At 68.4% G+C, this 19,776-nt stretch carries 14 protein-coding genes; 4 read left to right on the forward strand and 10 right to left on the reverse strand.

The window, feature by feature from the left end:
• Position 1 precedes the first annotated feature (1 nt).
• From HL653_RS09765 to HL653_RS09780, 4 genes are all read left to right on the forward strand, one after another.
• Complete coding sequence (locus HL653_RS09765; protein ID WP_171744364.1) at positions 2-907, forward strand: class III extradiol dioxygenase subunit beta; 906 nt, start codon at positions 2-4, stop codon at positions 905-907.
• A 145-nt stretch (positions 908-1,052) separates the two neighbouring features.
• Entirely contained in the window at positions 1,053-1,994 is a 942-nt protein-coding gene (locus tag HL653_RS09770) for a Gfo/Idh/MocA family oxidoreductase (protein WP_171746879.1), read from the forward strand.
• Between the two features lie 131 nt (positions 1,995-2,125).
• A complete protein-coding gene (gene pobA, locus HL653_RS09775) occupies positions 2,126-3,295 on the forward strand; it encodes a 4-hydroxybenzoate 3-monooxygenase (RefSeq protein ID WP_171746880.1) in 1,170 nt (389 codons plus the stop codon).
• A 138-nt stretch (positions 3,296-3,433) separates the two neighbouring features.
• Positions 3,434-4,441, forward strand: a complete 1,008-nt coding sequence (locus tag HL653_RS09780) for an aldo/keto reductase (protein ID WP_171744365.1) — start codon at positions 3,434-3,436, stop codon at positions 4,439-4,441.
• 143 nt (positions 4,442-4,584) lie between these two features.
• Here the strand turns inward: HL653_RS09780 and HL653_RS09785 are convergent, their stop codons facing one another.
• The 10 genes from HL653_RS09785 to HL653_RS09830 all read right to left on the reverse strand — a co-directional run bounded on the left by HL653_RS09785 (position 4,585) and on the right by HL653_RS09830 (position 19,727).
• Complete coding sequence (locus HL653_RS09785; RefSeq protein ID WP_171744366.1) at positions 4,585-6,699, reverse strand: acetate--CoA ligase family protein; 2,115 nt, start codon at positions 6,697-6,699, stop codon at positions 4,585-4,587.
• Positions 6,700-6,709: 10 nt separating this feature from the next.
• The gene (locus HL653_RS09790; protein ID WP_171744367.1) at positions 6,710-7,546 is read right to left on the reverse strand and encodes a p-hydroxycinnamoyl CoA hydratase/lyase; all 837 of its coding nucleotides are present in this window, start codon (positions 7,544-7,546) and stop codon (positions 6,710-6,712) included.
• A gap of 22 nt (positions 7,547-7,568) precedes the next feature.
• Entirely contained in the window at positions 7,569-8,087 is a 519-nt protein-coding gene (locus HL653_RS09795; protein ID WP_171744368.1) for a DUF3237 domain-containing protein, read from the reverse strand.
• A gap of 21 nt (positions 8,088-8,108) precedes the next feature.
• A complete protein-coding gene (locus HL653_RS09800; RefSeq protein WP_253717823.1) occupies positions 8,109-9,551 on the reverse strand; it encodes an aldehyde dehydrogenase in 1,443 nt (480 codons plus the stop codon).
• Positions 9,552-9,618: 67 nt separating this feature from the next.
• Positions 9,619-10,092, reverse strand: coding sequence for a MarR family winged helix-turn-helix transcriptional regulator (locus tag HL653_RS09805; protein ID WP_171744369.1), 474 nt, complete (start codon positions 10,090-10,092; stop codon positions 9,619-9,621).
• Positions 10,093-10,120: 28 nt separating this feature from the next.
• Positions 10,121-11,437, reverse strand: a complete 1,317-nt coding sequence (locus HL653_RS09810) for an MFS transporter (protein ID WP_171744370.1) — start codon at positions 11,435-11,437, stop codon at positions 10,121-10,123.
• A gap of 218 nt (positions 11,438-11,655) precedes the next feature.
• Complete coding sequence (locus tag HL653_RS09815) at positions 11,656-13,062, reverse strand: CpsD/CapB family tyrosine-protein kinase (RefSeq protein WP_171744371.1); 1,407 nt, start codon at positions 13,060-13,062, stop codon at positions 11,656-11,658.
• 170 nt (positions 13,063-13,232) lie between these two features.
• Positions 13,233-13,487 carry a hypothetical protein gene (locus HL653_RS09820; RefSeq protein ID WP_171744372.1) on the reverse strand — a complete coding sequence of 85 codons (255 nt, stop codon included), beginning with the start codon at positions 13,485-13,487 and terminating at the stop codon, positions 13,233-13,235.
• Between the two features lie 52 nt (positions 13,488-13,539).
• Positions 13,540-17,691: a translocation/assembly module TamB domain-containing protein gene (locus HL653_RS09825; RefSeq protein WP_171744373.1), complete on the reverse strand. Its 4,152-nt coding sequence runs from the start codon at positions 17,689-17,691 to the stop codon at positions 13,540-13,542.
• A complete protein-coding gene (locus HL653_RS09830; RefSeq protein WP_253717825.1) occupies positions 17,691-19,727 on the reverse strand; it encodes an autotransporter assembly complex family protein in 2,037 nt (678 codons plus the stop codon). The genes HL653_RS09825 and HL653_RS09830 overlap by 1 nt, the downstream gene beginning before the upstream one ends.
• Between the last annotated feature and the right edge of the window lie 49 nt (positions 19,728-19,776).

Here is a 19,776-nt window from a genome sequence, read left to right on the forward strand (position 1 = left end):
CATGGCCCGCATCACCGCAGGGGTCGCCTCCAGCCATATTCCCGCGCTGGGGGTCGCCTCCGATCTCGACAAGACCGCCGAGGACTATTGGCGCCCCGCCTTCGCCGGATACGAATGGACGAAGGAATGGGAGAAGCAGGCCAGGCCCGACGTGATCGTGCTGGTCTATAACGACCATGCCTCCGCCTTCGACATGAAGATCATCCCGACCTTCGCGATCGGCTGCGCGGAGGAATTCCAGCCTGCCGACGAAGGCTGGGGGCCGCGCGCCGTGCCGGTGGTGAAGGGGCATCCCGATCTCGCCTGGCATATCGCGCAGAGCTGCATCCTCGACGAATTCGACATGACGATCATCAACGAGATGGACGTGGATCACGGGCTGACCGTGCCGCTCTCCATGATGTTCGGGAAGCCTGCGGAATGGCCGTGCCGGGTGATCCCGCTCGCCGTGAACGTCGTCACCTATCCGCCGCCGTCGGGCAATCGCTGCTGGGCGCTGGGCGAGGCGATCGCGCGCGCGGTGGCGAGCTATGACGAGGATCTGAACGTGCAGATCTGGGGCACGGGCGGCATGAGCCACCAGCTTCAGGGCGAGCGCGCGGGGCTGATCAACAAGGAGTGGGACAATCGCTTTCTCGACGGCATGGTCGGGTCGAGCGATGCGCTCCGCCGCATCCCGCACATCGAATATCTGCGCGAGACCGGATCCGAGGGGATCGAGATGGTCATGTGGCTCATCATGCGCGGCGCATTGGGCAAGGAGACCCGGATGCTCCACCGCCATTATCATGTGCCCGCCAGCAATACGGCGGTGGGCCATATCGTGCTGGAGCCGGTGGACGGCAGCGTGCCGCCGAGCGACGCGATCGAGGCCAATAGCGCGGCGGCGCAACAGCTGATCGCGTGACGTATTTCTCCCCTCCCGCATGCGGGAGGGGGCGGGGGTGGGCAGTCCACCTCCACTGCAAGACTGTCGGCCGGGGCGCTCGCCTCGCCCGGCACAGGCCCACCCGCAGCCCCTCCCGCACGCGGGAGGGGAGGAGAACATGACGATGAAAATTGCCCTCGCCGGTGCCGGCGCTTTTGGTGAAAAGCATCTCGATGCGCTGAAGCTGATCGACGATGTCGAGGTGATCTCGGTCGTCGGTCGCGAGATCGAGCCGACCAAAGCGGTCGCCGCCAAATATGGCATCGGCCATGCCTGCACCGATCTGGCCGAGGCGCTGGCGCAGCCCGGTCTCGACGCCGTGATCCTCGCGACCCCCACGCAGATGCACGCCGCCCAGGCGATCCAGTGCATGGAAGCGGGCAAGCATGTCGAGGTCGAGATCCCGCTCTGCGACAATCTGGCGGATGGCGAGCGCGTGCTGGAGCTGCAGAAGCGGACCGGCCTCGTCTGCATGGTCGGCCATACGCGCCGCTTCAATCCCAGCCACCAATATATCCACAACAAGATCGTGGCGGGCGACATCGCCGTCCAGCAGATGGACGTGCAGACCTATTTCTTTCGCCGGAAGAACATCAACGCCAAGGGCGAGGCGCGCAGCTGGACCGATCATCTGCTGTGGCATCACGCCGCGCACACGGTCGATCTGTTCGCCTATCAGGCGGGCCCGATCGTGGAGGCGCATGCGCTGCAGGGTCCGATCCATCCCGAACTCGGCATCGCGATGGACATGTCGATCCAGCTCAAGGCCGAAAGCGGCGCGATCTGCACGCTCTCGCTGTCGTTCAACAACGATGGCCCGCTGGGCACCTTCTTCCGTTACATCTGCGACAACGGCACCTGGATCGCGCGCTACGACGATCTGGTGACGGGCAAGGAAGAGCCGGTCGACCTGACCGGCGTGACCGTCTCCAACAACGGCATCGAATTGCAGGACCGCGAATTCATTGCAGCGATCCGCGAAGGGCGCGAGCCGAACAGCAGCGTCGCCAAGGTGATGCCTTGCTATCGCGTGCTGGCCGATCTGGAAAAGCAGCTGACGAAATAAGGGGTTCGGCCCGCCAGCGGGCGTGAGAAAAGGCCCATCGCCTCAGCCGGGGCGATGGGCTTTTTCATGCGGGCTCCATTGCAGGGCAGTCGGATTATGTTATGAAGAATAACATAATAGAGGAGAGAATGGTGACCCGTCAGGTTGCGATCATCGGGGCCGGTCCGTCCGGCCTGCTGCTCGGTCATTTGCTCAAGGCGGCCGGGATCGACGTCGTCATCATCGAGCGTCAGGCGCAGGCTTATGTCGAGGCGCGCATCCGCGCGGGCGTGCTGGAGACCGTGACCACCGATCTGATGCGCCGGCTCGGCATCGATGCGCGCATGAACGCCGATGGCCTGATCGAGGACGGCTTCAACCTCGCCAGCGGCGACCAGCTGATCCGCATCGACATCAAGCGGCTGACCGGCCGCCACGTGACCGTTTACGGCCAGACCGAGCTGACGCGCGACCTGTTCGCCGCCGCGCAGGAGCGCGGGCTGGAAGCGATCTGCGAGGCCAGCGATCTGGCGATCCACGATGCCGAGGGTGCGCCCTTCGTGACCTTCGTGCGGGGCGGCGCGATCCAGCGGATCGACGCGCAGTTCGTGATCGGCTGCGATGGCTTCCACGGTCCCTCGCGCCGCCTGATCGCGGACGCCGGCGGGGCGAAATCGTTCGAGCGGGAATATCCGTTCGGCTGGCTCGGCATCCTCGCCGATGTGCCGCCCTGCCACCCGGAGCTGATCTACGCGAACACGGACGACGGCTTCGCGCTCGCCTCGATGCGCTCGCCCACGCGCAGCCGCTATTATGTGCAGGTGCCCCTCACCGAGACATTGGAGAACTGGCCCGAGGACCGGCTGTGGGATGAGCTGGCGAGGCGCTTCGATCCGATCTGCGATTTCGGCGTGACGCGCGGGCCCGCGCTGGAAATGTCGATCGCGCCGCTGCGTTCGTTCGTGTTCGAGACGATGCGACACGGGCGGCTGTTTCTGGCGGGTGACGCGGCGCATATCGTGCCGCCGACGGGCGCCAAGGGGCTGAACCTTGCCGCGTCCGATGTCGCCTATCTCTCCGATGCCTTGGTCGATTATTTCCGCTCGGGCAGCGAGGAAGGGCTGATCGGCTATGAGAGAAAGGCGCTTTCGCGCATCTGGAAGGCGGAGCGCTTCAGCTGGTATCTCACCAAGCTGATGCACCGGTTCCCCGAGGATGGCCCGTTCGAGCATCGCATGCAGGCGGCCGAACTGGATTATGTCGCCCAGTCCGAAACGATGCAGACCGTGATCGCGGAGAATTATGTCGGCCTGCCGCTTTAGGCTGGCCGCCCATCTGAATCCGTTTGCTTCGAGCGAAGGTTCGAGCCTGTCGAGAACCGACGTCGAGAAGGGTTCTCGACAAGCTCGAACCAAACGGGGTGATTTCGTGTCGCCCTTACCTGCTCTAAAGGCCACGGCATGACTCTCCCCTCCCGCAACATCGGCCCGTTCGAGGTCTCCGCCGTCAGCCTCGGCTGCATGAATCTCAGCCACGCTTATGGCGGCTATCCGACCGAGGAGGAGGCGGTGCGCCTGCTCAATCGCGCGCTCGATCTGGGCGTGACGATGCTGGATACCGCCGCGCTCTATGGCGATGGCGAGAATGAGAAGCTCGTCGGCCGGGCGGTGATGCACCGCCGCTCCGAATTCACGCTCGCCAGCAAATGCGTGCTGGGCATGTTCGATGGCAAGCGCGGGCTGGACGGCCGGCCCGAGGCGATCGCGGCCACGCTGGAGGGCGCGCTCCAGCGGCTCGGCACCGATCATATCGATCTCTATTATCTCCACCGTCTCGACGCGAACGTGCCGATCGAGGAGTCGGTCGGCGCGCTGGTTCGCGCGAAGGACGCGGGCAAGATCGGCGCGATCGGCATCAGCGAGATGTCGGCGGCCACCTTGCGCCGCGCGCATGCGGTGCATCCGATCGCGGCGATCCAGAATGAATATTCGCCCGCCGTCCGCAACGTGGAGATGGGGGTGCTGGCGGCGTGCCGCGAACTGGGCACGGCGATGGTCGCCTTCTCGCCCGTCGTGCGCGGGCTGCTGGCCGGCGCGGTCCGATCGGCCGATTACGGGCCGGGCGATATACGGCGCGCGATGCCGCGCTTCGTGGAGCCGCAGCTGTCCGAAAATCTGAAGCTGGTCGATGCGTTCGATCGGATCGCGGCCGAGGCGGGGCTGACTCCGGCGCAACTCGCGATCGGCTGGGTGATCGCGCAGGACCCGACTGTGATCGCGCTGCCGGGCACGAAGAATATCGCGCATCTGGAAGAGGATGTGGCGACGCTGACGAAGCCGATCCCGCAGGATGCGATCGAGGTGGTGACGGCTCTGTTCCCGTACAATGCGATGAAGGGGCCGCGTTATGCGGCGCTGATGCAGTCGCAGGTGGATACGGAAACGTTGCCGGACGAAGAGCTGGCCTGAGCTTTTCTCAATCCCCACCCGTCATGCTGAACTTGGTTCAGCATCCATGACCCGACGATAGCGACCGGCCGTTGGCCGAGAGGGCGGGCGATGGACCCTGAAACGAGTTCAGGGTGACGGGTAGTGGGAGTGAGGCGGGGGCTTCACTCCGCCAAAATCAGCGCATCCAGCGCAACCGCGCCCTGGCCCTTGGGATAGACCACCACCGGGTTGAGATCGATCTCGCGGATGCCGGGCGTGCCCTCCAGCAGGCGGCCGAGATTGGCGATCAGATCGGCCACGGCGTCCACATCCAGCGCTGGGGAACCGCGCCAGCCGTCGAGCAGCGCGCCGCTCTTCAGCGCGCGCAGCTCCGCCACGATCTCGTCGTGCGAGAGACCGGGTGGCAGCAGGCGCACGTCCTGCAGGATCTCCGCCTGCACGCCGCCGAAGCCGACGAGGATCACAGGCCCCCAATCGGGATCGTTGCGCGCACCCACGATCAGTTCCAGCCCACGCGCGCCCATCGCCTCGATCAGCCCGCCGTCGAGCAGGATGGCCGCATCATAGGCCTTCACATTGGCGAACAGGCGTTCCCACGCCGCCTCCAGCGCATCATCGTCGGCGATGTTGAGGATCACGCCGCCCGCGTCGCTCTTGTGGCTCAATGCCTGCGCCTGCGCCTTGAGCACGACGGGATAGCCGAGCCCGGCCGCCACGCGCCTGGCCTCCGCCACGTCGGCCGCGAAACCACCGCGCGGGAAGGGGATGCCGATCGGGGCGAGCAGGTCCTTCGCGCGATATTCGGGGATCACGCCGCCGTGGGGCAGCGTGGCTGCGATCGGCGCGGCGGTCGCGGCATCCGAAGCCGCCTTCGCCGACGACAATTTCGCGATCGCGCGGAAGGCACGGTCGGGCGAGGGAAAGTAAGCGACATCCATCTCGCGCAGCGCCGCCAGATAAGCGGGCGGCACGGGTGCGCCATCGTCCAGCCCGGCGAAGATGATCGGCTTGTCCGCATCCAGCGCGCGCAGCGTTTCGATGATCGGCTCGAACTTCAGGCGGGCCGTCATCTCGTCGGTCTGGATAATGGCCAGCACCACGCTGCCATAAGCGGGATCGGCCAGCAGCGGAATCAAGGTCCGGCGATAGAGATCGGGATCGACCAGAGACTGCGCGGTCAGGTCCATCGGATTGCTGATGCCGATGAAGTCGGGCACCGCCGCGCGCAGCGCCGCCGCCGTTTCGTCAGCAGGGGCGGGGAGGGGCAGAGCGAGGTTCTCGCACAGATCCAGCGTCAGCGCCTTGAACGCGCCGGATTCGGCCAGCACGGCGGTACCGGACGCCATCCGCCCCGCGCGGATCGCGAGATCCAGCACGTCGCCCAGTTCCTCGATACTGTCGACCAGCACGACGCCCGCGCGCGTCACCAAAGTCTTCATCACCTGCCAGTCGCCGGCCATCGCGCCGGTATGCGTGGCGGCGGATTCGCGCGCGGCGCTGGATTTTCCGGGATGGAGCAGCACGATCTGTTTGCCCGCCGCGCCCGCCCGCTCGGCCAGCGCGAGGAAGCGTTTCGGGCTGCGGAACTGCTCGACGATCATGCCGATCGCCCGCGTCTGCGGCTCGTCCAGCAGATAAGCGAGATAATCCTCGACCCCGCTCGCCGCCTCGTTGCCGGTGGAAACGGAGATGGAGATGCCCAGATCCTTGGCCATCAGCACCGTGCCCAGCACCACCGCCATCGCGCCCGATTGGGAGACGATGCCGACGCCGGGGCCGGCGAGCCTTTGCGCGGGCGTCTCGACGAAGGTGAGCGGCACACCGTCGAGATAATTGACGAGGCCCAGGCAGTTCGGCCCCAGCACGACCATGCCATGCGCGGCGGCGATGCGGGCCACTTCGGCCTGCGCCGCCATGCCTTCCTCGCCACCCTCGGCGAAACCGGCCGAGAAGATCACGGCCGCGCCCACGCCGCGCGCCGCCAGCTCCCGGATCGCGCCGAGGACGGCCGCGCCGGGGATGGCCAGCACGGCCGCGTCCACGCCTTCGGGCAGTTCCGCGATCGCGCCCAGCGCCTGCCGGCTGCCGATCACCGGCCGCTTGGGATTGATCAGGTGGATGTCCCCGGCGAAGCCGTGCCGCTCCAGATTGCGCAGCACGCTGTTGCCGAGCGCGCCCGGCTTTTCGGACGCCCCGACGATGACGACGGAGCGGGCCTTCAGCAGGCGATCGAGCGAGCGCGCCTGCGGCGGCGCGAGAGTGTCGGCGGCGGCCATGATCGCGTCCTCAGGCCTTCTGCTTGGAGAGATCATAGGCGCCAAGACCCGGCTTGTAGGTCTTGTCGTCGATGAACTGCTTGATGCCTTCCTTGCGGCCCTCATTGTCGTAGCTGTTGGCCGCTTCCTGCGCGCGGATCAGATAATCCTCGGCATTGTCGTAGCTCATCTCGCGGACGCGCCGGATGGCGTCCTTGGTGGCCTTCAGCGCGACCGGATTCTTGGTGAGCAGCTTCTGCGCGACCGCGCTCACGCGATCCTTCAGCTCCGCCAGCGGCACGGCTTCGTTGACGAAGCCCCATTCCACCGCCGTCTTGCCGTCGATATTCTCGCCCATCAGCGAATGATACATGGCGCGGCGGAACGAGGTGAGTTCGGTCGCCACCTTGGCGGCGCCGCCGCCGGGCAGGATGCCCCAGTTGATTTCGGACAGGCCGAACTGGGCATCCTCCGCCGCGAAGGCGAGGTCGCAGGCGAAGAGCGGGCCATAGCCGCCGCCGAAGCACCAGCCATTGACCATCGCGATCGTCGGCTTCTGATACCAGCGCAGGCGCCGCCACCAGCCATAGCTTTCGCGCTGGGCGCCGCGCGTCCCGCCCAGCCCCTTGGCCTCGGTCTCGCGGAAATATTCCTTCAGATCCATCCCCGCCGTCCAGGCCGAGCCTTCGCCGGTGAGGACGAGGACGCCGACGTCGTCGCGAAACTCCAGCTCGTCCAGCACCTGCATCATGCGGCGGTTGAGGCGCGGGCTCATCGCGTTGCGCTTGTCGGGACGGTTGAGCTTCACCCACGCCACGCGATCGATGACCTCGAAGGCGACGGTATCGAGTTCGGTCTGGTCGGTCATGCGGGACTCCTTCGGAAGTAGGTCAGTCGACGGAGAAGACGTCGATCTGGACGGTGTCGGGATTGCGGATGCCGCGCGCGACGAACACGGTGCGGCGCAGCCAGTCATGGGGTCCGTCCGCCACGCTCATGCGTGGGGTGGTGCGGAAATAATAAGCGTCGGGGCCGACCGGCTCGCCGCGCGCCAGCTTCGCGGACACGTCGGGCGAGGCGACGCGGACGCCGGGATTGAGGATGTCGATCACGGTGCCGTCGCGGGCCTTCAGCGTGTAGCGCGTGTCGATGATCGTGAGGCCGTCGGCGCCGATCGTCTGCCAGTCGCCGCCGCCGGGCAGAACGATGCCTTCCAGCTTCGGTCCGCTGACAGTGCCGCCCGTGATCGGCACGAAACGCTTGCGGCGTCCGTCGACGATTCCCTGCTCGATCGGGTCCGCCAGCGTCACTGCGATCGTGAACGCATAATGGAGGCCGGGCGCGGGGGGCGCAGGCAAAGCCGTGGCGCCCGCGGCGACAGCCGCGGTGATTATGGCCAGTGTCAGCATGGGCTGATCCTTGGGTTGTGGTCAGATCGGGTAGTGGCCCGGCTGCGTCTCGATCGTGATCCAGCGCAGTTCGGTGAAGCTCTCGATCCCGGCCTTGCCGCCGAAGCGGCCATAGCCGGAGGCCTTCACGCCGCCGAAGGGCATCTGCGCCTCGTCATGCACGGTCGGGCCATTGACGTGGCAGATGCCGGACTTGATCTGGCGGGCCACACGGAGGCCGCGCGCCGTATCCCTCGTGAAGACGGCGGCGGAGAGGCCATAGTCTGTGTCGTTGGCGAGCGTGATCGCCTCGGCCTCGTCCTTCGCGCGGATGATGCCGACGACCGGGCCGAAGCTCTCGTCGCGAAACAGCTTCATCGCGGGCGTGACCCGGTCCACCACATGCGCGGGCATCAGCACGCCCTTCGCCTCACCCCCCACCAGCAGGGAAGCGCCAGCGGCGAGCGCATCGTCGATCAGGCCCTTCACATGATCGACCGTCTTCTGATCGACCACGGCGCCCAGCGGCGTCTTGCCCTCGCGCGGATCGCCGACGGGCATGGAGGCGACCTTCGCCTTGAACTTCTCAGCAAAGGCATCGGCCACGGCATCGACGACGATGATCCGCTCGGTCGACATGCAGATCTGGCCACTGTTCATGAAGGCCCCGAAGGCGGCGGCCTTCACCGCCTCATCGAGATCGGCATCGTCCAGCACGATCAGGGGAGCCTTGCCGCCCAGTTCCAGCAGCACCGGCTTCAGATGCTCGGCCGCGCGCTTGGCGATGATCTTGCCCACATGGGTCGAGCCGGTGAAGTTGATGCGGCGCACTTCGGGGTGATCGATCAGCGCGCCGACAATCTCGGCCGCATCGACCGGGGCGTTGGTGACGATGTTGACCGTGCCTTCGGGGAAGCCCGCCTCCGCGAATGCCTCGATGATCAGGCTGTGCGTGCGCGGGCATTGCTCGGAGGCCTTGAGCACTACCGTATTGCCACAGGCGAGCGGCACGGCGATCGCGCGCACGCCGAGGATGATCGGCGCGTTCCACGGCGCGATGCCGAGAATCACGCCGACGGGCTCACGCAGCGCCATCGCGATGCAGCCGGGCTTGTCGGAGGGGATCACTTCGCCGCTGATCTGGGTGGTGAGGGCGGCGGCCTCGCGCACCATGCCGACGGCCAGCATCAGGTTGAAGCGGACCCAGCCCTCGGTCGCGCCGATCTCGCCCATCATGGCATCGACGAAGGCATCGGCCTTGGCGGCGAGCGCGTCGGCGGCCTTGGTCAGGATCGCGCGGCGGGCATTGGGGCCGAGTGCGGACCAGGTGGGGAAGGCGGCGGCTGCGGCATCGGCGGCGGCATGGGCGTCCGCCACGGTGGCGGAGGTGACGGTGGTCGCGACTTCGCCGGTAACGGGATTCAATCGCTGGAACAGGGCTGGGCCATCCGCTTTCCGGGGCGCTGCCTCGCTGATCGTCGCCACGCTGCTCTCCTTCGTCTTATTGTTATGAGGGATAACCAATGTCCGGGAGTCGTGCAAGCCCTTTCGATCAGTCGGTGGGCGCCTGTTCGCGCGCCTCGATCCGGCGGATCAGATCGATCAGGGTGCGGCGTTCCGCGCCGGAGAAATCGGCCAGCAGCTCATTCTCATGCGCGATCAGGCGCGCGGTGGCCTCCTCCAGCGTGGCCTGTCCCTTCGTCGTCAGCGCGAGTGCGATCGCGCGGCGATCATCCTCGGCCGGGGTGCGTTCGACGAGACCGCCTTCCGCCAGTTCGTTGATCAGCACGACCATGTTGGCACGCTTGATGCCCAGCGCTTCCCCGGCCGCGCCCTGGCGGATGCCGGGATTGGCCGCGATCACGGAGAGGATCGCGAACGGCACCTGCCGCAGCCCCTCGCCGCCGACGGTGCGCGTGAAATCGCTGCCGAAGACGGCGGAGGCGCGGCGCAGATGATAGCCGACCAGGCTGTCCAGCACGCCCAGCGCCTCATTCTGTCCAGCATCCGATACCGCGCCGCTCATGAAGTCTCCGATCTCATGGGCGGAAACATCAGCCCGCCCGCGCCTGATCTAGCGTTTCGCCACGCGCGAGCAACAGGATGGCGCAGGCCGCCACCAGCGAGCCCAGCGCCATCAGCACCGCCACGGAGGGCAGCGCATAGCCCGCGGCGAACAACAGGCCCGCCAGCGCGGGCGCCAGCGCCGATCCGCCCCGGCCCACGCCGATGATGAACCCGGTCGCGCTCGCCCGCACGCCGACCGGGAAGGCGCGCGCCACCAGCGCGTAGATCGCGACCACGCCGGCATTGGTGCAGAAACCCGCGACGGCGGCGATGGCGGACAGTTCGCCGATGCCGTCCGTCATCCGGCCGAACAGCGTGACCATCACCACGGAGGCCAGCATCGCCGCGATCGCCAGCCGGCTGAGGCGCACGCGCGCCGTCATCAGCCCCAGCAGGATCGATCCGCTGGCCCCGCCCACATTGGCCCAGACCAGCACGCCCGCCGCCGCCGAGGGCGCGAAGCCGAGGTCGACCACGATCTTCGGGATCCATTTCAGCGTGAAGTAGAAGGTCATGATGTGCGCGAGATAAGCGATCGTGAGCAGGATGGTCGGCCGGGCGAGCGTGCCCTGGAACAGCTCGGTCAGCGGAACGCTTGCGCGCGCCGGGGGAGGCGGGGGAAGCGCGTCGACCGTTCCATGCCCCATTCGCCGCAGCGTGGCGTTCACGCGGTGCAGCGCGCGTGCGTCCGGCCGCTGGATCAGGAAGGCGATCGATTCGGGCGCGCGCCACAGGACGAGCGGGATGAAGCAGAGCGTGGCGACCGCGCCGAACTGGAACACCACCGGCCAGTCATGCCGCGCGAGCAGGGCGGCGGAGATCGAGCCGCCGACGATCGCGCCGACCGGATAGCCGCCCGCCATCAGCACGACGGCGAGGTTGCGATGCTTCGCGTTCGAGGCCTCGGCGACGGCCGCGTTGGTCGCGGCGAGCATCCCGCCAATGCCGAAGCCCGTCACCACACGCCACACGGACAGGATGACGATCCCGCCCGAGGAGGAAGCACCGAACATCCCGATCGCCATCACGACGAGGCAGCCGAGGATCGTGCGGCGGCGGCCGATCATGTCGGCCAGGCTTCCCAGCAGGAAGGAGCCCGCCGCCATGCCGATCAATTCCATCGAGAGGACGAAGCCGAGCGCGGCGCGATCGACGCCCCAGGCTTTCGAGATGCCGGGCGAGGCGAAGCTGATCGAGAGCACGTCGAACCCGTCGAGCGCGTTCAGCCCGATCATGATCGCGACCACGATCCACTGGAAACGCGACATCGGCTCCCGATCGATGATCGCACGCGGATCCTGCATCCTGCACCCCTCTCTTCCGTCTTTTATCGGGAGTGGGTCTAGCAATCGCTATGTTTCAGAACAATCGATTTGAGGGGGGCTTTCGTCCTCCCCGCCAGGGGGAGGTGGCGCCGAAGGCGACGGAGGGGGCGGTCAGCGAGCGGCTCGCTTCCTCCCCCTCCGTCAGGCTGACGCCTGACACCTCCCCCTGGCGGGGGAGGATGAGAAGGTGAACCGCGCTACAACCCAGCCAGCGCAGGCCCTGTGCGCCCACGCCGTCGCGCCATCGGCACGATCGGCGCGCGATCCGGCTCGGCCAGCCGGACGAAGCTCAGCACCAGCGACGCGCGGGTGCCTTTTTCCGCCAGCATGGATCGGGCGTGGCGCAGCGCGCCGAGCGGCGTCGCGCGCCAGCGGGCGACGACCAGAGCCTCGTCCGCAACGCTCGCAATATCCCGCGCCTCGACCAAGGCGAGGAGCGGGGGCGTGTCGATCACGACCAGATCGAAGGCGCGCGACAGGGCGCCGGTCACGGCCAGCAGGCCCGCCATGCTGTCCTTGGCCCAGAAGCTGCGGATCGCCGCATCCTGGCTGTGCGGCAGGATCCGCAGGCTGGTGCGCGTGTCCGCGACGAGCGCATCGTCCAGCGTGACCGCGCCGTCCATCACCTGCACGAGGCCGGGGCGGCCGACGACGTCCAGCGCGATGCTGGCCGCGCGCACGCGCCCGTCGCCATCGACCAGCGCCACGCGCCGCCCCGCCAGCGCCGCCGTGCGCGCGAGCGAGATGGCGAAGGTGGACTTGCCCTCGCCCGCCAGCGCCGAGCAGACCGCGATCACGCGCCCGCCGGGTTGCCCCGAGGCGAGCAGGCGGCGGAAGGCGCGCGCATAATCGGATTGCTGCGCGGTCACCGGCATGTCCGTGAGCGTCGCCCGATCGCCGGGGGCGAGGCCCGTGACGGCGGGGATCATCGCGATCACGGGCAGGCCCAGCGCGGCTTCGGCCGAGCGGGCCGAGCGCGGCCCTTCCTGCCGCCGCTCGCGCACGATCAGCGTGATCGAGGCCGCCAGCGCGGCGCTCAGCAGCGCCGCCGCGATCGGCAGGATCAGCATGCCATCCGGCGCGACCGGATCGGTGGCGGGGCTGATGATGCGGACGTGCACGTTCGACCGGGGCGAATCCGCGCGGACAAACGTATCCGCCAGGGCATTGGCGACTGGTGCCACCTTCCGCCGCGCGCCGCCCGACGTGCGGAGCAGGAAGACGTTGGTGAGATCGCTCTGCTCGATTTCGATCCCCTGCCACAGCCGGGCCATCGCCCGCAGCCGCGCCGCATCCCCCTCGGTCGGCTGCGCGAGGGCGAGCCGGTCGACCGTGGCGCCCAGCCGGGCGGGGGTGGAGAGATAGGCTTCGAGCCGCTCGACCGGGATCGTGCGCCCGCCGGCATCGAAGGCGATCTGGACGGTTGCCGAAAAGCGCGTGGCGACGGCGAGATACAGGCCCATGACGAGCAGCGCCGCCGCCAGCGCCATGCCGATCATCCAGGGCAGGTGAACGCGCACGGGCGAAACCAGCGCGGGCATGCGCAGAGGTATGCCGGGGCCGGCGCGGTGGCGTCCGCCATCTCCGTGGGTCGTCGTCGTCATCGAAAGCCTCTGGCCCGATCGGTGGCGGAAAGAGCGTGCGGATCACGCCGCTTTCCGGCGCGGCTCAGGCGTCGAAATAGGTCCAGTCGGGCCCGATCCTAACATATCGTAAGCTGGATGCCACGGCGGTTGGTCGCACGCCTGCGGCGGCCGCTCTCGCCGAACCGCGCTTATGCGGGCGGGTGCGGGCTCCGGATCGCGACCGCGTCGCTGAACGGCACGACGGCGACGATCGCCCCGTCATCCGCCACGATCTCGATCCGGCCGCACAGATCGATCGCGCCGGTCAGGGCTTCCTCGCTCAGCATCGATCGGATCCCGGCAATGGCCTGTTCGTGCGCGGCCGCCTGATCGGGAAAGTCACGCCCCTCGGCATCGGGCGTGTCGCCGTGGCCGTTGTAAATGTTCAGATGGTAATGGGGCATGGGGCCATAATGCCCGACGGCTCCGGGAGTTGCCCGGCGCATCGAATATCGATCAATAGGTCTTCTTGTAGCGCAGGCTCACGTTCGATCCGCCGAAGGATCCGGTCTGGCTGAGGACGCTCAGCGCGCGCGAGAGCGACACTTCCAGCTGCGTGGCGGTGAAGCCGCGCGCATCGGTGACGATCTCCACATAGATGTTGTTGCTGATATATTTGCCCGCCGCCAGCGCGGTGCCGCGCCCGGCGCTTTCGTCGGCGCCCAGCACGCGCAGGCGATCGATCCCGGCCACGCCGCGCAATTTGCCGAGCGGATTGAGCCCGCCGCCCGAGCCCCGCAGCGAATTGAGCGCCGCCGCCAGCTGGATCGCCTGCGTCGGCGAGAGCGAGGTGACCGAACTGCCGAACAGCAGGCGCGACAGCACCTCGTCCTGCGGCAGGGTGGGCGTGGAGGTGAAGGTGATCTGCGGCGCCTGCGCATAGCCGCCGATCGCGATCGTGGCGCTCACGCTGTCGACGGTGGTGCTGGCGGCGATGTCGAGCGCCGGGTTCAGCATCCCGCCCTGGAAGGTGATGATGCCGTGATCGATGTCGAAGCGGCGCCCGGCGAAGCTGTACGTGCCGCGCACCACTTCCAGCTTGCCCTCGATGTTCGGATTGGTGGCATTGCCGGTGACGTGCATGTTCGTGCGCCACTCGGCCTCCAGCCCCATGCCGCCGACGAAGATCTGGTTGTCCGCGCGGATGCGGATGTCGAGCTTCCAGTTGCTGGGCAGGGCCGAGGCCTGCTGCGCCTCGGCGGGCGGGGCGCCCTTGCGGCGCAGGCCGGTCAGCTCGGGCACGGTCGAGGCGTCCTGCCGCACGATCTGGTAGCGCGCCTCGGGAATATTGATCACGCCCTTGATCAGGCCGCCCGCCTCCTTGCTGTTCGTGATCTGGAGCGTGCCGGAGGCGCGCGCGTCGATCGCGTCTCCGCGCGCGAGATGGGCATTGTCGAGCTTGGCGGTGATGTCGATCGGGAAGCCGCTCGCCGCATCCAGCCCCACCCGGCCGCTCGCCTGCACGCTGCCTTCGCCGGCCTTCGCCGTCAGAGTGTTGAGCAGGAACTGGGATTGGGTGAAGCGGCCGTCGATCGCCATGTTCGACAGCACCGTGCCGTAGGTCTCGTTCTCGTAGCGCAGCGCATTGGCGCGGATCAGGCCGGTGATGGTCGGCTGGTCCAGCCGGCCGCCGAGATCGGCGCCGATCGCGATATTGCCCGTCACCGCCTGATGCGCGACGCCGGTGAGCGTCCAGAGCAATTCGGCCGGGCCGTTATAGCGGATGCCGCCCGAAAGCGGGGCCGCGAACAGGCGCTCGCTGAGGGTTGCGCCCGCGCCCAGCGGGGCGAGCCGCGCCTGCATCCGGCCGACCACAGCCCCGCCGCGCTTGATCAGCGCGCGCGCATCGCCGCCGGTCTCGTCCAGCGTGCCGAGGAAGGCGATGTCGGCCGCCTGCGAGACGACCAGCGAGGCTGTACGCGTGAAGCGGAGGATGTCGATCCGCGCGCGCAGATGCGGCACGGTGCCCTCGGCGGCGTAATCGATCGTGCCGCTCGCCTTTCCGCCCAGGCCGAGGTCCGGGGTGAAGGCGTTGACGATCGAGAGGTCCATCGCGCGCAATTTCGCCTGGAAGGCGGTGCGCGTGCCATAGGTGCCGCTGAGATCGACCTGCCCCTGCGGCAGCACGAGCGTGGCCGGGGCGAGCGTCCAGCCGTTCGGTCCCTTGGTGAGGACGGCGGGATGGGAGAAGCTGACGGCGATCCCGTTCAGCGTGCCGCGCAGATTGGCGAGGACGCGATCGGGCGAGAGCGTCGCCTGCGCGGCGATGTCGAACGGCGCGCCGGACTGCCCGCCCTTGGCGATCAGCGCGACCCTGCCCTGATTGTTGCGATAATCGACCTTGCCCTGCGCGCGGGCGATCAGAAGCTGGCCGTTGCGGATATCGGCGAAGGCGAAATTGCCGGTCACGCTGGGGGAGCCGGGCGTCATCAGCGCGGTGGCGTGGAGCGTGCCGTTGCCGATCGTGATCGGGGCAGGGCCGGGAATGCGGGCGTTGAAGGCGCGCGCGTCGATGTCGGCGCGTTGCACCGATCCTTCGGCGGCGAGGCGGACATGGCCGTTGAGGCCCGCGCCGTTCATCGTCAGCATGCCCGCGAACGGCCCGGCGGCGGTCTGCGCGACATGGCCGGCGAAGCGGATGCTCGCGAATTCGGCGACGGTGATGTCGACGCTCATCGGCCCACGGCCCATGTTCAGCATCACGTCGGCCGAGAAGGGGCCGTAATCGGACTGGCCGCCCGCGCGGATGCGATAGCCGCGCCCGGTGCCGGTGAGTGTCGCTTCCAGATCGGTGATGTTCGCGCCGAGGCCGGGGCGGGGCGCGCGCAGCCGCGCGACGGGCTTGGCGACGGTGCCCGACACCTCGACCGTGGCGGGACCATAAGCCTGCGACAGCGCCGCGCCCTTGAAGCCGATCCGCCCGTCGAGCCGATAAAAGCCGTCGCCGCGCGTGATGTTCAGCTTGGGCGCGGTCATCCGCAGGTTGCGGATCGTGGCGCCGCCGGCGAGATCATAGCCCACGTCAGCCGTGATCAGCGCATTGCCGCCCAGCTGATCGCGCAGGCTGGCGTTGGTCAGGCTGCGCGTCTGGATCCGCACCTTGCCCTTGATCGCGAAGCCGCCCTTCAGGCCGGGCACCAGCTTCGCATCGGTGACGAGGTTGATCCGGCCGAGGCCGTCCACGTTATAATCGTTGACGCGGCCCTTGAGCGCGCCGGTGTAGGTGCCCTTGGCGAGATCGGCGAGGAGGATCGCGGTCGCGTCGATCCGGTCCGATCGGACGCGCAGATTGTCGGTCGCGACCTTGCCGTCCTGATAGGCGATGTCGCCGTCGAGGCGCAGATTCCGGAGCAGGCCGCCCGCCGCCGCGTTCAGCCCGGTGACGGCGCGCGCGGTCGCGTGGACGGGGGCGAGGATCCGCTCGGTGCTGATCACTGCCTTGCCGCTGGCGTTCAGGCCCTGCACCATCGTCGTGCCGAAGCCGATCGCGGTGGCGGTGACGCGATAGTCGATCGTGGGCGTGGCGAAGGGGCCGTCCAGCGTGGCGGCGAGGCGCAGGTCGCGCGCGGCGACGTTGGGCGCCACCGCGCCGGGCTGGAGCAGGGTGGCGTTGAGGCGGAGATTGCCGAGCCGGTTTTCGCCCAGATCGATCAGGCCCGCCGCATCCGCCGCCAGCGCGGCCGAGCGCGCGGCGAGGCGTACGTCCACCTTGCGCTTGGCGATGGCGGTGGTGAGGTCGAGATCGATCGCGGGATCGGTGAGGCGCGCGGCCGGGCCGGTGAGGATCAGGCCGGGGCGGAGCTTGCCTGTGGTGTGGAACGTGCCGTTGCGACCGGTGACGTCGAGCGCGGCGAGCGGCTGGCCATCCAGCGCGCCCGTCAGGCGGCCCTTCCAGTCGGCCCAGTCGCCCTGTCCGTCCGCCTTCAGCATCAGCGGCTTGCCGAGTTTGGCATAGCTGTCGACGAGGCCGCCCTTGGGCGCCATCAGCTGCGCGTCCAGCCCGAAGCGATTGGCGTCGGGCCGCGCGTCGAGCGCGAGATGGAGCCGGTCGCCGCCGGCAATGCCTGCCGCCTTCAGCGCACCCGCATCCACGTTCAGCTGCGCGCGCCCGTCCGCGATCTCGGCGGATCCGGCGAGCTTCACGACATGGCGCTGGCCCGTCACGGGCGGCTGGATGATGAGGCGGCCGATGCGGAGCTTGCGGAGCGACAGATCGATATCCGGCAGGATCGGCGCGTTGGGATCGCTCGGCACCGCCTTCAGCGCGGGATTGCGCGCGAGGATCATCAGCGGCGCATCGAATTCGCGCACGTCGATCTTGGAATGGGCATAAGCGAAGGGCCGCCATTCGACCGTCAGCTCGGGCACGGTCAGGAAGGCGCCCTTCGTGTCGCGCACCTCGACACCGCGCAGCACCATCCGGCTGTAGATCGATCCCGTGATGCGGGCGACGCGGAAGTTGAGGCCCGACGCGGTCTCGAAGCCGGCCAGCTGGTTGGCGATCAGGCGCTTGCCCGGCCCGGTATCCAGCCCGAGCAGCAGGAGCCCGACCAGCACGACGATTCCGCCGAGCCCGAGCGCCACCCATTTCGCGATCTTGCGCGCCATCAGAAGGCCTGCCCGATCGAGATGTAGACGCCGATCTTGGACTCGCCCTTCTGGCGGTTGAGCGGGGTGGCGACGTCGATGCGGAACGGCCCGAAATTCGTATAGTAACGCGCGCCGATGCCGACGCCGTAGCGCATGCCGCTGATCGAGGGCGTGGATTTCTCGCCCACGCGGCCGCCGTCGAAGAAGGGCACGATCCCGTAATTGCCGAAGCGGTAGCGCGCCTCGACCGCGAATTCGGTGAGCGAGCGGCCGCCGATCGGATCGCCATTCACGTCCTTGGGGCCGAGCTGCTGATAGCCGAATCCGCGCACCGATCCGCCGCCGCCCGAATAAAGGCGGCGGGAGGGCGCGATCGAATCGCGCGACGCACCGACGATCGATCCCACGCGCACGCGCCCGGCCAGCACCAGCGCGCGGGTCAACCGCCGGTAGGTGCTCGTCTCGGCCAGCATGCGCAGATAGGTGTCGAAGCCGCCGCCGCTCGTGGTCGTCTTCTGCGCCTCGGGGCTCAGCTTCAGGTTCACGCGCAGCCCGCGCGTGGGATCGAGCAGGCTGTTCGACGTGTCATAGCCGCCCTGAAGCGGCAGGGCCGCGATCAGATAGGTGTCCTTCGGGCGCGTCGCGAGCAAAGCGTCGAACGGCGTTTCGCGCGTGGCGGTCAGCTCGGTCCCGATCGAATAGGTCCAGCGCTTCTGCCAGATCGGGGTGGACTGGCGGGCGATGCTGGCGCCCAGCGTCACCGATTGCGCGTCATAGGCGTCGAAGCGCTGGCGGCTGACGGTGAGGCCGCCTTCGAACGTCCGGTCGCGCTGGCCCGCATCCGAGCGGCGGAAGGTGGTGGACAAGGATTGCTGCTGCGTGCCCGCCAGCGCCGTCACGATCAGCGCGCCTTCGGGTGGGAAGAAGTTGCGATGTTCCCAGCTGCCGGTGAGCTTGACGCCCTCGCCCGTACCGTAGCCGCCCGTGGCCGACAGCGTGCGCGCGGGGCCGCGCTTCTGCCGCACCAGCAGATCGACCAGTTCGGTGCCGTCCGGCTGGACCTCGCCCGTCGCGATCGGCTCGACCGAGACGGTGGAGAGCAGGCTGGTGCCGATCAGCGCCTGCCGCAGATCGTCCACCTTGCGGGAATCGTAGATCTCGCCCGGATCGAAACGCGGGAAGACGTTGAGGTGGCGCAGCGTGAAGACCGGATCGCCTTCGGTGCGGAGCTTGCCGTAGCGCGCCTTGCGGCCGGATTCGATCGGCAGCGTATAGTCGCCGGTGGCGGTCGCCCCGTCGATCAGGATGTCGCGCTGGCCCACCTTGGCGAAGGGATAACCCTGCTCGGGCAGGCGCAGCGCCACGCGCGCCTCCGAATCCTCGATCGCGGCGGCGGCGATGGGGTCGCCCGTCTTCAGGCGCAGCGCACGGCGGGCGAACCGGGTCGGTTCGGGCTCGGCGCCCGTCACCGTGATCGCACCCAGCTTGTAGCGTGTGCCCGGCGTCGCGGTGATCGTCACCGGCACCGTGGCGACCGGATCGGTCGCGGCGGGAATGGTGACGATGGCGGTGCCGTCGAGATAGCCTTCGGAGCGCATCAGCCGCTCGGCCAGGCCCTTATCCTCCTGCGCGCGCGCGCCGATCTGGGTGGCGTTGGCGGCCTTCTTGCCGTCATGCAGCAGCGCCGAGAGCGTTTTGAAATCGTCGTCCAGCTCCAGCGGCTTCAGCCCCTCGACCTTCACCGTATAGGGGATCTGGCGCGCCGCATCGCCCTGCTCGGCACCGATCGTGGGCGCGGGCGTGGACTCGAACGTGGCGAGCGGGGGCAAAGGCTGCTGCAGCTCCGGCGCGACGAGGGGCGGAGGCGGCTCCGTCGTCGGCGCGGGCGTCGCGGGCGCGGTCTGCTCCAGCGGCGGCAGGGCCTTGTCGAACTCGGCATCGTCGAGAGCGGGTGTCGGCGGTGCGGGCGTCTGGGCGGCGGGATCGGGCGTGGCGGGCTGCTGCGCGTCGAGCGCGCCCGTCCACAGGCCGCCCGCAAGCAAAAGCGCGCTCAAACCCCGCCCGCGGCTCCGCCGCTCCCGTATCGCCCCTGTAATCACCATC

This window comes from Sphingomonas sp. AP4-R1, from assembly GCF_013113735.1.
Taxonomy (GTDB): Bacteria; Pseudomonadota; Alphaproteobacteria; order Sphingomonadales; family Sphingomonadaceae; genus Sphingomonas_I.